Annotated in this window: 12 protein-coding genes and 1 pseudogene; 7 read left to right on the top strand and 6 right to left on the bottom strand. The window is 34.6% G+C overall.

What is annotated here, in order from left to right:
* Window positions 1-95 precede the first annotated feature (95 nt).
* The 4 genes and pseudogenes from G6534_RS05310 (at window position 96) to G6534_RS05295 (ending at window position 5,257) form a co-directional block, all read left to right on the top strand.
* A pseudogene (locus G6534_RS05310) lies at window positions 96-1,819 on the top strand (ABC transporter ATP-binding protein).
* Complete coding sequence (locus tag G6534_RS05305; protein WP_420826957.1) at window positions 1,812-3,587, top strand: ABC transporter ATP-binding protein; 1,776 nt, start codon at window positions 1,812-1,814, stop codon at window positions 3,585-3,587. The pseudogene G6534_RS05310 and the gene G6534_RS05305 overlap by 8 nt, the downstream one beginning before the upstream one ends.
* A gap of 74 nt (window positions 3,588-3,661) precedes the next feature.
* Complete coding sequence (locus G6534_RS05300) at window positions 3,662-3,850, top strand: 2-hydroxymuconate tautomerase (protein WP_059074709.1); 189 nt, start codon at window positions 3,662-3,664, stop codon at window positions 3,848-3,850.
* A 225-nt stretch (window positions 3,851-4,075) separates the two neighbouring features.
* Window positions 4,076-5,257, top strand: a complete 1,182-nt coding sequence (locus G6534_RS05295) for a DUF2075 domain-containing protein (RefSeq protein WP_059074710.1) — start codon at window positions 4,076-4,078, stop codon at window positions 5,255-5,257.
* Between the two features lie 130 nt (window positions 5,258-5,387).
* Here the strand turns inward: G6534_RS05295 and G6534_RS05290 are convergent, their stop codons facing one another.
* Both G6534_RS05290 and lepB read right to left on the bottom strand, forming a co-directional pair.
* Window positions 5,388-5,573 carry an LBP_cg2779 family protein gene (locus tag G6534_RS05290; protein ID WP_182083227.1) on the bottom strand — a complete coding sequence of 62 codons (186 nt, stop codon included), beginning with the start codon at window positions 5,571-5,573 and terminating at the stop codon, window positions 5,388-5,390.
* Between the two features lie 31 nt (window positions 5,574-5,604).
* Window positions 5,605-6,270 carry a signal peptidase I gene (lepB, locus tag G6534_RS05285; protein WP_059074712.1) on the bottom strand — a complete coding sequence of 222 codons (666 nt, stop codon included), beginning with the start codon at window positions 6,268-6,270 and terminating at the stop codon, window positions 5,605-5,607.
* Window positions 6,271-6,467: 197 nt separating this feature from the next.
* On the opposite strand from lepB, the gene G6534_RS05280 reads away from it, so the two are divergent.
* From G6534_RS05280 to G6534_RS05270, 3 genes are all read left to right on the top strand, one after another.
* Complete coding sequence (locus G6534_RS05280; protein ID WP_059074713.1) at window positions 6,468-7,229, top strand: hypothetical protein; 762 nt, start codon at window positions 6,468-6,470, stop codon at window positions 7,227-7,229.
* A gap of 95 nt (window positions 7,230-7,324) precedes the next feature.
* Window positions 7,325-8,299 carry a hypothetical protein gene (locus G6534_RS05275; protein ID WP_059074714.1) on the top strand — a complete coding sequence of 325 codons (975 nt, stop codon included), beginning with the start codon at window positions 7,325-7,327 and terminating at the stop codon, window positions 8,297-8,299.
* A 2-nt stretch (window positions 8,300-8,301) separates the two neighbouring features.
* Window positions 8,302-9,654: an RsmF rRNA methyltransferase first C-terminal domain-containing protein gene (locus tag G6534_RS05270; protein WP_182083226.1), complete on the top strand. Its 1,353-nt coding sequence runs from the start codon at window positions 8,302-8,304 to the stop codon at window positions 9,652-9,654.
* On the opposite strand, the gene fni is transcribed toward G6534_RS05270, so the two are convergent.
* From fni to mvk, 4 genes are read right to left on the bottom strand one after another with little or no spacing between them, the layout of a single operon-like run.
* The gene (fni, locus tag G6534_RS05265) at window positions 9,651-10,697 is read right to left on the bottom strand and encodes a type 2 isopentenyl-diphosphate Delta-isomerase (RefSeq protein ID WP_182083225.1); all 1,047 of its coding nucleotides are present in this window, start codon (window positions 10,695-10,697) and stop codon (window positions 9,651-9,653) included. The two genes, G6534_RS05270 and fni, sit on opposite strands and share 4 nt — an antisense overlap.
* Entirely contained in the window at window positions 10,690-11,769 is a 1,080-nt protein-coding gene (locus tag G6534_RS05260; RefSeq protein WP_182083224.1) for a phosphomevalonate kinase, read from the bottom strand. Before G6534_RS05260 ends, fni begins: the two co-directional genes overlap by 8 nt.
* A gap of 24 nt (window positions 11,770-11,793) precedes the next feature.
* Window positions 11,794-12,759, bottom strand: a complete 966-nt coding sequence (mvaD, locus tag G6534_RS05255) for a diphosphomevalonate decarboxylase (RefSeq protein WP_059074716.1) — start codon at window positions 12,757-12,759, stop codon at window positions 11,794-11,796.
* Window positions 12,752-13,702 (bottom strand): mevalonate kinase, encoded by a 951-nt coding sequence (gene mvk / locus G6534_RS05250; protein ID WP_182083223.1) that lies wholly within the window; start codon window positions 13,700-13,702, stop codon window positions 12,752-12,754. Before mvk ends, mvaD begins: the two co-directional genes overlap by 8 nt.
* Window positions 13,703-13,791: the final 89 nt, after the last annotated feature.

The raw sequence follows: 13,791 nt of genomic DNA, 5'->3' as shown, positions 1-13,791 counted from the left end.
AAGATTAAAGCAGACATTTTTATAGCGTCACGGATTCCTTAGTCCTTACTAGGTCAGAGGGGTTCGTGACGCTTTTTTTATGGGAAGTGAAATATTTGTTTCGAATTGTAATGCAACATACTCAAGGTAAGGCAAGATTGAGTTTCTTTTTGGCCCCCTTGATCATGTTAGGAGAAGTTTTTTGTGATTTACACCGACCTTGATGTCTAAAATTATTGATCAGGGTTTAGCTAAAGGCGATTTAGGATATGTAATCCATAACGCCTTATTAATGGTTATGTTTGCAATTTTAGGATTAGTTTTTGGCGGTAGTTGTGGTACTTTAGGAAGTTTTGCTTCTTTAAAAATGGGAGAGTCATTAAGAAGCCATCTTTTAGATGTAGCTTTAAATGATCGGCAACCAAAAAGTTTATCACCAGCTACGTTAATAACTAGAATTACTAACGATGTTACGCAAATGCAAAATCTGGTCATGATGGTAACGAGGGGCTTGGTACGTTCGCCGATGTTACTGTTTGGCGGAATTGTTATGTCAATCATCATCTGTCCCGATTTGGTACCGATACTAGGAATAATAATGCCTTTTTTGATTATCTTCTTAATAATTGTTGTTCGCAGAAGTATTCCCAAATATACACGAATGCAGCAATCAGTTGATGCTGTCAATCGTGTGATGCGAGAAAATCTCCAAGGTGCTAAGACGATTAAAGCATATGTTTTAGAAAATCATCAGTTGCAACGATTTACTGAACAAAATAAAAAATTGCAACAAAATAGTCAGGTAGCCTCGTTAGCTACGGTTATATTGTCACCAGTAATTCAATTGATGCTAAATATTGGCGTTATTATTGCTATTGGTTACGGTGGTAGTTTAGCAATCAGCAATACGATCAGTGATGGTCAGATTATTGCTTTTGTAAACTATATGATTCAAATTACAACCGCTATGATTCAAACTGTTAATATCATTACAGCTTTTTCACGAGCTATCACTAGTTCGAGTAGAGTTCAAGAGATTTTGAACCTAGAAAATAATGAACGAGTTGTTACGCAAGAAGAAAAAATGCCTTTGAAAAGTGATATTGAATTTAAAAATGTGAATTTTGGTTTTAATAACAGTAAACCAATTTTAAATGAAATTAATTTTAAAGTAGAGGACGGGCAATGGTTAGGAATCGTTGGAGAAACAGGGTCCGGAAAGAGTTCATTGATTAATCTTTTGACTCGAAAATACGATGACTATCAAGGTCAAATTAAAATTGGTGGCGTAGATATTAAGAAAATGTCATTAGAAGATTTGCACCGAAAAGTTGCCGTAGCTCTCCAAGACTCTTTTCTGTTTTCAGGGAATATTTTAGGTAATTTAACTTATGGTCAGCCTAGTGCCTCTGAAATTGCCTTAAAACAGGCTAGTCAAGCATCAATGAGCAGTGAATTTATCGGACAATTGCCTGATAAATATCAAACTCCAGTTGAACAAGCTGGAAAGAATTTCTCAGGTGGTCAACGTCAAAGACTAAATATTGCTCGTGCTTTGGTGATGCAGTCTGATGTTTTAGTATTGGATGATGCTACAAGTGCAGTCGATCAAACAACTAACGCTATGATCAAGCAAAGATTAGAGAAATTACGGCAAAATAAAACAACGTTGATTATTTCTCAGCGAGTAACTAATATTATGGACTGTGACAAAATCTTAGTTCTACAAGATGGACAAATAACAGCTTTGGGAACGCATCAACAATTGCTACAACAATCTCAATTTTATCGTCAATTGGTTCAGACACAGATGGGAGATGTTGATTTTGGACATGCATAAAAGGGCTCCGAGAAATATTCACCCACAAAAAGTTAATTTAGATAATTGGCAAAAAACTGTTAGAAGAATGTGGAATTACTTGTCAAATTATCGTTGGAAATTATTACTAGTATTTGGTTTAACAGTAGTAACAACAGCAGTTACCATCATCGGTAATCGCATGAATGGGATTATTGTTGATCAATATATTGATAAAAATCGCTTGCGAGCATTGATTGCAGTATGTATTTTCTTAGCGATTATTTATTTTATATCTAGTATTTTTACGTATTTTCAAAATTCAATCATTATCAAAGTTGCTCAAGCAACGAGTAATCAAATTAGACAGGATGTTTTTGGCAACTTACAACGTCTACCAATGAAATATTTTGATACTCATGACAATGGAGATATTATGAGTCGTTTGACTAATGATGTCGATAATATCAATACAGCTCTGATGCAAAGTTTTATCCAATTATTCACGGGTGTGATCAGTGTAATTGGAATGGGATTAGCAATGTTGATTTTGTCACCGGTACTTACGTTGATTGCTATTCTCAGTACAGTTGCGACGTATTTGTTTTCCAAAGGTATTGCTAAATTAACTCAAAAAGCCTTTTTGACTCAACAAGATTCATTAGGTAAGTTAAACACTCAAATTGAAGAAACCATTTCGGGTAAGCAAATAGTTCAATTATTTAATCACACGAATATTACTTTGAATGAATTTAATCGAGTAAATTCCCAGTACACTAAGGCGGCATTCAAAGCTCAAGCATTGTCTTCAATTATTGGTCCATTTAACAATATGACTAATAATATTGCCTATTTATTGATTACAGCTGTCGGCGCCATTTTGATTATTGGCGGTTTTGGTAATATTACCGTAGGAATTATCTTTACCTTCCTGATTTATTTGCGTAATTTTACTGGTCCCATAAATAATGTTTTAAACTTGATCAATACGTTACAGCTTTCTTTGGCAAGTGCTCAACGTGTTTTCCAGTTAATTGATGAAGAACCAGAAAAAGACAGTCAAGATTTTATAGATTTACCTAGTGCTATGGGACACGTAGAATTTGAAAATGTATATTTTGCTTATGATAAAAAAATGATTTTAAAAAATATTAATATAGTTGCTGATCCCGGAGAAGTGATTGCCTTAGTTGGTCCAACCGGAGCCGGGAAAACTACTATTATGAACTTATTGACTAATCTCTATCCCTTACAAAAGGGACGAGTTCTTTTGGACGGGCATGATGTGATTAAAATTAAACGACATGATTTGCGCCATTTAGTAACAGTCGTTCAACAAGAATCATTTCTATTCAATTTAAGTATTCGTGAAAATATCCGTTTGGGTAGGCCCAATGCTAGTGATGAAGAAGTTATAAGTGCGGCCAAGGCTGCTAATGCTGACAAATTTATTGAACAATTGCCTAATGGATATGAAACGATTTTGAGTGAAAATGCTAGTCAATTATCACAAGGTCAACGACAACTTTTGAGTATTGCTAGGGCCTTTATTGCCAAGTCTCCAGTCTTAGTTTTAGATGAAGCGACTGCCTCGATTGATAGTCAAACCGAAGTAGATGTTCAAAGAGCTATGACTGACTTGATGAAAGATAAAACTAGTTTTGTGATTGCTCATCGTCTGTCAACGATTAAAAATGCGGATAAAATTCTAGTAATTGATCATGGACAAATAATTGAAAAGGGTACGCATCAAGAATTATTAGCTAAACATGGATTTTATGCTCGAATGTATAATAGCCAATTCGATTAATCTAATAATCAGTATTTTCAAATGTTTTTGATTGTGAGATAATTTAACTACTTTTTAATAAGGGAGAAATAACTATGCCATTAGTACATATTGATTTGATTGCAGGCCGTTCAGAAGAACAATTGAGAGGAATGGTCAAAGATGTTACAGCTGCTATTGTTAAGAACACAGGTGCTCCTGCAGAACACGTTCATGTCGTTTTGAATGAAATGGAAAAAGAACATTACGCAGTTGGTGGCGTTTTGAAGAGCGACGAAAAATAAATTTGCTATTCCGGATTAGACAGTGATTCTATATCTTTATGACCAAACAAATAAGCATCAATTCAGACAAATAGTTAATCGACTATATCTGAATTGATGCTATTTTGATTTACTTGAGATAAATGATGGTAAATTGTATACAACTTATTTTAATTTATCTTATGTAACCTTGACGTATTTTTTTGACTAGTTCAAAATAAATTGGTCACTAATGGAAGGTGAATCATGTTAGAATCTGTTTTTCCCAATAAAGAATTAACTCAAGAACAACAAGCTGTTTTCAATCAAATCATGGAATTCAGTCAAAATAACTTACAATGCGGTAAAAAAGGTGTGTTTCAGTTAAATGGTGATGCTGGTACTGGTAAAAGTGTTATTTTAACGAAATTATTTTTAGAAATTGAAAAGAGACATCAAACTAATAATTACTTTTTGGTAAATCATCCTGAATTGTTGAAAGTTTATCAAGCAAATGCTGGTCAATTTAAAGTATTGCGAAAGAATCGTTTTTTGCGACCAACTAGTTTTATCAATACAATGCATAAAAAGCAGCAAACAGCTGATATAGTCGTAATTGACGAAGCACATTTGTTATTGAGTGAAAGTGATAACTACAATAATTTTCGTCAAAAAAATCAATTAGAAGAAATCATTAAATTAAGTAAAATCGTAATTTTAGTTTACGATCAACGACAAGTTTTGAAATTAAAAAGTTATTGGTCACAGTCATTGCTAGATAGAATTGTATCTGAACAAAAGGTACAATTTGGGCGTGCTACTTTGAAAACACAAATGCGAATGCAAGCACCCAAAAAAGTCGTTAATTGGATCGACAATTTAACAATCAATAATAGGTTATTGCCTTTGAAAGATAGTAATGAATATTTGACCATGGATACTGAGTATGATTTTCGAGTTTATGATGATGCCCAAAAGATGTATCAAGAATTAAAAAAGAAAAATGATGAACTGGGAGAGTGTCGAATCGTTGCTACAGCGGACTATCCATCGACTTTGGATGGTAAAAAGCATTTTGTCAACGAAGGGGAGTTTCACTTACCTTGGGATCAATATAACTATGATCAAACAACTTGGGCTCAAAAACCAGAAACAATTAATGAGATTGGTTCAATGTATACCGTACAAGGCTTTGATTTACAGTATGTGGCCGTTATTATTGGACCAACAGTGACTTATGCTGGGAATAATAAAGTTAAAATAGATGCGAAAAAATACGAGGATCGTGAGGCCTTTAAAAATCGACACGATTATGATTTGGAAAATATTGATCAAATCAAACGAGAATTGATACTTAATTCTATCAACATTTTGTTAAAACGAGGAATAAAAGGCTGTTTTGTTTATTTTCATGATGCTGAAATTTTTAAGACTTTGAAAAACCAATAGTAAAATATTGGCTTTTTTTGTAATTAGTTAGTATCAATAAATGTTTTACGAAAACATATATCAAAAAATCAAAAACAAAAAAGCGACCATCATACGATAATCGCTCAAAATAATAAACTATCAACACCGCTTATTGGTGTAATTTGATGTATTCTTTAACAGTTTTAAGTTCATCTGCAGTGGGTTCATACTCACCTGATTTTAAGTTGTGAACACGTTCAACCGATAGATGACTTTCAAAAGCAAATTGTGTATCAGTCATATCTTTATCTTTTTCGTACTGAATAATCATTTCGGAAATGTTTGGTTTATCCATAAAAATACCTCCAATAATATATAATTTTGATTTAAAAGACTGTCCATCTAGTTAGGGGCCAATAACGCCATTTGACTTCACCAATAACACTCTTTTTATTGATGAATCCAATAATACGACTATCCTTAGAAACAGTTCGATGATCTCCCATTACAAAATAGGTGCCCGCTGGAACTTTATTAGTCTTCTTAATTTTGTTTAGATAAGAACTACTGTATCGTTGTTGCCATTCAGGGGAGTTCTTAGCCAAGGAACTTAATGTGAAATTATAGGTATAACTATAAGGCTTGCCTGCATAAAGACTAGTATCTGGTTCTTTGACCTTTTTACCAGCATCAAGGAAGTCCTCTTTATATAGTTTACCATTAATATAAATTTTATTATTCTTAGAAACGACTGTATCTCCAGGTAAACCAATGATTCTCTTAATATAAAAAGTATTTGCTTCGTCGGGAGCTTTCAAAACGATCACATCTCCACGTGAAAGTTTTGAATGTCTAGTAGCAATTACTTTATCTCCATTTTCAAAGGTCGGCTGCATGGAGGGACCAGAAACCCTATCATTCGAGAGGATAAACTTAAAACCTAGGAAGAAGACAGCATAGATAGCAATTGTTAACGCAATGGTTTGCAACCAAAATTTCCAACCGCTCTCTTCGTCTTTTTTAGGCTGCCGTCTTTTATTATTTTCTGCCATATTTCACCTCGTACATGTACTACTTAAGATATTACACTTTTTCCAAATTATTGGAAATAATTGTCTTGTTTTCGTCAATAAAATTTAACTTTATTTGTAATAAAGTGTAAGGGCAGTACAACTCAATTACTTTAAGTTTACCGCTTTTTTTAGTAATATAGTCACAATTAAGTCGCAAATTATTCTGGGGGCAAAAAATGAATTATATAGATGGACTAAGACAAGATACAGCTCAGTTACCAAATGGCATGGTTTTTAATGCTCGCATCAAATTTATGGAGCGCATCTGCCAAGCCTTGTTAGATAAGAAATTACCACGTTATCATTTTCCGCAGTTACAATTGTCTGAAGATGAGATCAAAGCTTATATGGAAAATAACATTCAATTGGATGAAATTGAATATCAAGCTATGTCAGCACATTTAGAAGAATTTGACCATGATTTAGGTGAATTTAGAACGTACTTACAGACACGTTTTGGTTATTGGGCTACTATTACGCAAGACTTTGTAGAACAATTCCCAGAATTATTTCCTAATCAAGTCTTTTTGGAATTGATGGCCGGTAATGGTTATCTTTCTAAAGGGTTACGTGATTTAGGAGTGAAATCGTATTGTACCGATGATTTGAGTTGGGCAAAACATGACCAAACTGGTAACCAAAGAGTTACTGAGGTTGAGTCATTAGATGCCTTAGCGGCCTTAGAAAAATATGGCACGAATGTCGATACGGTCCTTCTAGCTTGGAGCCCTGATCGAGAAGATATCGACTATCGTATTTTACAAAAAATTCGGGAATTAAATATTAACTTCCTAGTTATTGGAGAAAAATATGGAGCTACCAATAGTAAAGAATTCTGGGATAATGCTGAATTGGTTGAAGATCCAAGGATTGATGAATTGAATAAATACTATTCCAGATATGATTTGGTACACGACCAAGTTTACTTAGTTAAATAATCATTCAAAAGGTTGGGGCAAAATTGTTCCAACCTTGTTTGGTTCTTTAGTGTAAAATAAGATACCAGTAAGATTAATTATTTAGGTGGTTTCAAATGAAAAAAATAATTTCTAGTATTGTTATCTTTTTGATAATCCTTTTAACTGGAGTTGCTATTTCTAAGAGCGATTCTATAAAATACAACAATACGATGAACCGACTAGGGATGAGTGATGATGCCTTAGTTTTAAAAACTAAATCGAAGAAAAACTTAATAACAGCTGTTTCTGAGTTGTCTAAGGAAAAAACTTCTAGTTATCAAATGATTTTCTTTGAAAAGAGTAATAGTGATATTGGTTACATTTATGGCCATAATAAATTTAATAAACTTCCTTTGACGAGTGGCCGTTATTTCTCGAAAGAAGATTTTACTTCTCAAATTCCATTTGCAGTTCAAGGTAAAACATCTGAAATTGAGGCTTATAAACCACAAAGTCAGGCCTACATCAAAATTGATAATCACTATATATCAGTAATTGGTAATACAGGTTTTGATGGTGCCAATATTTTAAATTCACAAACGTTGATTTCATTATCTCCTAATCAACCCAAATCTAAGTACCATTTGAATCAAGTTACTACAGTTATCGATGGTAATGCTTTATCCAACAAAGAGAGCTTGTCGAAGATCAAAAAGGTTCTACATGTTAAATCGACCCATAAATATGTCCCACAAACTGATGACTTTACTAATGTTGATGCTACTAATAATGGTGAGCTCTACATGGTCGGGATTGTCTTATTGTTCTTCTTGATCGTAGCAGTCGACTTCTACATTTTAGTGCCATTGAAATTTGATTTAGCTAGATCTCATTTAACCGGTGATTTAAAAAATAATTATCGAAATGGCTTGATGATTAGATATTTGATTTATACATTGATTCCGTATGCTCTTGGATTTACGGCGGTTCATTGGAAGATTGTTATCATCAGTCACAACACCTTCAATTTGTTCATGACGGTCTCGGTCTTGATTACAATTTTGATAGGTTTGTCACAAATATTCTTTACTAAACGGAGTGATCAGTAATAATGAAAGTCGATTTAAGTAATGACTTTAAAGAAAAATATCGTAATTTAATGGGGGATAGAGCCGAAAGATTATTTTCTGCTATTCAAGAAGATAGTCAAGATGCTTTTCGTTTGAATCCATTGAAGCCTAATTATCAAAATGTTGCTTATTCTTTGGATAATCCGATTGAATACAGTTCGATTGGTTATTATGGCGATATTGATGGTAATTCAATTGACCATATTTCTGGATATGTTTACAGTCAAGAACCTAGTGCCATGTACGTAACAGAAATTCTTGATCCCACTAAAGACGATAAAATTTTAGACTTGTGTGCTGCTCCTGGTAGTAAAACAACCTATATAGCTTCAAAAATGGCCTCTCAGGGGCTTTTAGTCAGCAACGAGATTAATTCTAAGCGTGCCAAAGTATTATCCTCTAACATTGAAAGAATGGGGATTACTAATACTGTTGTAACTAATAATTCTCCTAAAGATTTTGAAAAGAAATTCAATAATTATTTTGATAAAATTTTGGTTGACGCTCCATGTTCTGGCGAAGGAATGTTCAGAAAAGATCCCAAATCAACTCAATACTGGTCACTAGACTATGTTGAACAATGTGCCAACCGTCAGCAGCATATTTTAGATTCAACTTACAAATTGTTGGACAACGGTGGTACATTAGTTTATTCAACTTGTACTTTTTCTCCAGAAGAAAATGAACAAAATATTGATTGGTTCTTGAAAAAGTATCCTGACATGCATTTGGTTGAAGTTAAAAAGTATGCCGGTATGGAAGACGGTCGCCCAGAGTGGGGGAATAATAACCCTGAATTAAAGAAAGCTCTGCGAATGTTCCCTGATCAATTCAATGGTGAAGGCCATTTCATGTGCAAAATGGTTAAAGATGGTGAAAAAGCTGAACCAAAGGAACGCCAAATTAACACTGGTTTGAAAAAAGACGACCTTAAATTCGTGAATAAATTTGCCAAAACTAATTTAACTACCTTGTCTGAAAATAACTGGCTAAAAATTAATGACTTCTTATATCAAGCAGCTAGTTTGGATAATCGTTTCAAAGGATTGCATATTTTGCGCAATGGGTTAAGGCTTGGTGAATTCAAAAAAAATAGATTTGAGCCTGACATCGCATGGATGTTAGCACTCAAACCTAATGAATTAAAAACAGTTTTTGAATTGGATCAAGAACAATATGATAAATATTTACATGGTGAATCAGTGATTTTGAAGCAACGTCCGGATTTTGACAATAAATGGATTGGTCTTTCATTTGAAGGCAAGCTATTTAGTTGGGGACGTTACAGTAATCAGCAAATAAAAAACGTCTATCCAAAAGGATTAAGACGTTAGAAGTTAATATGACGTTGTTTCATATAATTAGTTAAGTTCCCGTCAAAAATGATGGGGGCTTTTTTTATATCCTCAATTGATTTAGCGCCGATAGCAGCCATGATCAATTTGAGTTGTTTGATAAATTCGGTGAAGAAAATTTCTGTTTCACCAAAAGAGTACTTCTGTAAGTGGTGTAAGACTAAACCTGACATGCCAACGCTAGTAGCACCCATACGTATAGCCTTAATGACATCCATTGGTGTTCTGATACCACCGGAAGCAAGGATATTTAGATTATTTTGGTAGCTTCTTGACTCCAAAAGTGATTCAACGGTTGAAAGAGAGAATCGATCTAGGTAGGTCAAGTCCAATTCATGATTGCGTTCACTCTCGATTTGGGCAAAGTCAGTACCACCGAAGCCTGAAATATCTACATTTTTAACACCAATATTGAATAATTGCGCAAGATTTTCTTGAGATATCCCAAAACCAACTTCCTTAACGATGACAGGAACAGTTACGGTATCAACAATTTCTTTAATGTGATCCATCCAAAAAAATTCTTGGTCTCCTTCTGGCATAGCTAATTCCTGTAAGGCATTAAGATGGATTTGTAATGCATCGGCTTTTAGAAGATCAATAGCAGCTTGTGCTTGTTGTGCATTGACTTTGGCCGAAACATTAGCAATTACAAAGCCATTTGGATTGTGCTCTCTTAAAGTAGTAAATGATGCCTTAGTTTCTTCTGGCAAACGTAAGTAAACGCCCATTGAGCCACTAGAAACAGGGATGTTCAATTTAGCCGCCAGTTGGGATAATTCAGTATTGAATTTATGAGACGGTCTAGAGCCACCTGTGATTGCATTAAAATAAATCGGCAACGACATTTTTCTACCTAAAAAATTTGTCGTTAGATCAATGTCGTTTACTTTTAATTCTGGTAGGGCATTATGAAGAAGGCGAACCCTGTCGAAATCGGCGAAGGATTCGTCTGTAAAAAATTTTTCAGCTAAGAAAAGATGTTCAACTTTGCGTTGCATTTGTGCATCTTGTTTAGGCATGAGCAATTGTGTCTCCAATTTTTAAGGTAAGAGGGGTAATTCCAACTTTTCGCCACTCTTTTTTCAATTCAGTTACATCAAGATCCATATCACTTAAAACGATTCCGCAATCGCCACCACCGGCACCGGAAGTCTTGGCTGAACCTCCAAGCTTTTCAGCAATATCGCAAAGTTTAGTGAGGAGTTCTGTTTCAATGTGAACATCACTAAATTCGGCTAAATCGGCTAATAGATTACGATACTTACTAAAAGTTTCTTTGACGAGATTAGAATTGTTAGTTTTAAATCCATCAATTAGTTTTTCAACATTTTGACGACTAGCATGAAGAAATTTTTGATATTTCTCGACTTTTTGAACTTTAGTCAAAGCAATTCGATCAACTAAAATAGATGTTGAAGCGGGAGAGCCTGTCCAACCAACTGTTAATTCTAGATTGTCAGGAAGATTTAAGCTTTGAATTTTTAATTCAGGCCAATCGAGTGACAAAATTTCGGTAATACTGTGGTTTCTTACCATATTAAAAATCCAGTTACGATCTGGTGAGTAGTAAGCAACAATGCCACCAAAAGCACTAGCGGCAATGTCACCCAGACTACCATTACCTTGAACCGATAGGTGAGAAATAGCTGAAATCTTGTAAATATCCATTGCTGACAAATCTAAGTGATAAAAATCGCCTAAAGTCTTTACGACGGCGACTGTGACAGCAGCTGATGATCCAAGACCAAATTTCTTGCCATCTGAGGAATCTAATTCACTAGTAACTAATAAATCATAATAACTTAATTTAGTTCCGCGCTCTAAAGCGTATTTTTCAACGAACTTGATAGCAGCCAAGATGTATTGCAATTGGCTCTCAGAATCATCGAAGACTAATTCCGTTCCCTGACGATTCCAGTGAATCAATTCTTTGTTGAGATTTTTAGATTGGATTGTTCCACCATTTTTAGCTTTGTTAATGGTAACAGTCACATATTTATTGACAGAAGTCAAAACTGCGGGAAATCCCGTTTCAACGACCGCATACTCCCCAGCTAAATATAATTTTCCAGGTGCTTTTCCTGTAGACAAAAATATCATACCTTTCAATTTATATCAGATATATTCGATTCCGTGACCAATGTTGGCAACGACAGTCGTTACATTTGATAGTTGTTGTTCGATGTATGTTTGAACCCTTTGAATTGATTCTTTCGTACATATTATTTTAACATTTGGACCAGCATCAATTGTAGCATACGCGAAAATCCCTTTTTGACGAATTTCCTTAATTAATTGAATTATCCGAATTGTTTCTGGTGCAAAATAAGTGAACGAAGGATTAGCAGACAAGGTCAAAGCATGCATACTCATTGCATTGTGCTCGGAAATCTCTCCGATTTTTTGTAAATCTTTTTGAGCAATTGCTTGCTTAATTTCTTTTATCTCTGAAGACACAAGTGTAACCCAATTTGAGTAAAAAGGGGAGGTTTTTACACTATTTTCCATGCCGACAGTTGAAGAAACCTTCTTACTATGTTGATTGATCACAACCGATAGTAAGGTTAAGTCAATGTCTGGGGTTTCGTCAATAGGCACGGCAAAAGAAGACTCATTATCAAAACCAGCATTCCATTCGACGAAACCACCGTAGATTGAACGACTAGCAGAACCTGAGCCATTTCTAGCCAAAATTGAAAGTTGTTTTTTATCAAGATTTAATTGTTTAGTTTCATTGATAGCACCGGCTAAAGCAGCAAAGCCAGAGGCAGACGAAGCAAAACCAGCCGAAGTTGGAACGTGATTGGTAGTTTTGATCTGAAAATGCTCGTCAAATGAATACATTTGTCTGACGGTATCTAAATAATTACGAATCCTTTTACTTTCTGCATCATTTAACAATTGATCATTTAATGTGATGATGTCTTTATCATTATCGATAGTTGTAGCAAGCGTATCAGTATAAAATCTGTCTAAAGTCAGTGACAAACTATTTGTGTAGGGAAGTTTAAGCTGTTTATTTTTTTTGCCCCAATATTTAATTAAGGCAATGTTTGTATAGGCGCGTGCTGTTCTAGTCAATTTCTGAATCCTCCGCGTAAATTGATAGTGGTTGAATCCAAGTTTGTTCCGCTCCATTTTTAACGAGAGCTTTTTGAATCATTTGGGCATTAGTCAAATTACGGGCTAAGCAAATAATGCAGCCACCACGACCACCACCAGTGATTTTACTACCCAATGAACCAGCATGATTTGCTGCATCGATTAGTTTATCGGTTTTGGGAATGGCTAAATTCAACTTAGTTAAGATTTCATTGGCTAAAGAAAATACCAAACCTAATTGCTTCAAGTTGCCTTGATTTAGATATTTATTTGCATCGGCAGCATAATCGCCTAATTGTTTCAAGTATGCACCAACGACTTTAGTGTTTTCATCGTACATTTTTTTTACGTCAGCGACGGTTTCTTTAGTTTTGCCTTTAACGCCAGAATCCGCAATTACGATGAAACCTTCTGAATTGAATGTAAAGGCTTTGGGAGCTTCATCCTTACTGAATTTAATCGGATATTCAGAACTAACCGTTAAAGCATCTAAACCGCTGGCTTTACCATGCGTGACAGTTTCTGATTTGTTAACGTAGTTTAATAATGTCTGATGATCAAGTTCTTGATCAAAGAAGTCAAAAAAAGCTCTAGTGATAGCACAGGCGATAGCAGCTGAAGAACCCATTCCACGTTCGATAGGCAAACCACTGTCGATACTGATCGTGTAATTGACGTGTTCAGTATTCATTTTGTTATCTAGTAGACCAATTAAGTATTTAACTCCAGCTAAAGAGTCTGGAATTTGGTCGATTTTTCCAGCATAGTACTTGGAGATCAAAGAATTGTTCTCACTTTGTTTTATTTTTACGATCACAGGTGTACTTAACAATGGGATAGCAAATGCAGGGTAGCCATAAACTACCGCATGTTCTCCCATAATTATCGTTTTTCCGTGACTTTTTCCTATTCCTTTAAGCACATGCTCACCTCAGTTTCTCTAAGTATTTATTTTATACATCTATTGTGATGATTTCCACTTTATGGCAGTTAACTATGATAAAATTTTTG

This window comes from Companilactobacillus pabuli, from assembly GCF_014058425.1.
GTDB classification, from domain to species: domain Bacteria; phylum Bacillota; class Bacilli; order Lactobacillales; family Lactobacillaceae; genus Companilactobacillus; species Companilactobacillus pabuli.
The sequence above is the reverse complement of the archived record's forward strand: the minus strand, read 5'-3'. Positions and strand labels throughout refer to the sequence as shown.

Bases quoted from the DNA above. Each gene is read 5' to 3' on its own strand.
- G6534_RS05305 (WP_420826957.1), top strand. From the start codon at position 1,812: ATGCATAAAAGGGCTCCGAGAAATATTCACCCACAAAAAGTTAATTTA.
- G6534_RS05300 (WP_059074709.1), top strand. From the start codon at position 3,662: ATGCCATTAGTACATATTGATTTGATTGCAGGCCGTTCAGAAGAACAA.
- G6534_RS05295 (WP_059074710.1), top strand. From the start codon at position 4,076: ATGTTAGAATCTGTTTTTCCCAATAAAGAATTAACTCAAGAACAACAA.
- G6534_RS05290 (WP_182083227.1), bottom strand. From the start codon at position 5,573: ATGGATAAACCAAACATTTCCGAAATGATTATTCAGTACGAAAAAGAT.
- lepB (WP_059074712.1), bottom strand. From the start codon at position 6,270: ATGGCAGAAAATAATAAAAGACGGCAGCCTAAAAAAGACGAAGAGAGC.
- G6534_RS05280 (WP_059074713.1), top strand. From the start codon at position 6,468: ATGAATTATATAGATGGACTAAGACAAGATACAGCTCAGTTACCAAAT.
- G6534_RS05275 (WP_059074714.1), top strand. From the start codon at position 7,325: ATGAAAAAAATAATTTCTAGTATTGTTATCTTTTTGATAATCCTTTTA.
- G6534_RS05270 (WP_182083226.1), top strand. From the start codon at position 8,302: ATGAAAGTCGATTTAAGTAATGACTTTAAAGAAAAATATCGTAATTTA.
- fni (WP_182083225.1), bottom strand. From the start codon at position 10,697: ATGCCTAAACAAGATGCACAAATGCAACGCAAAGTTGAACATCTTTTC.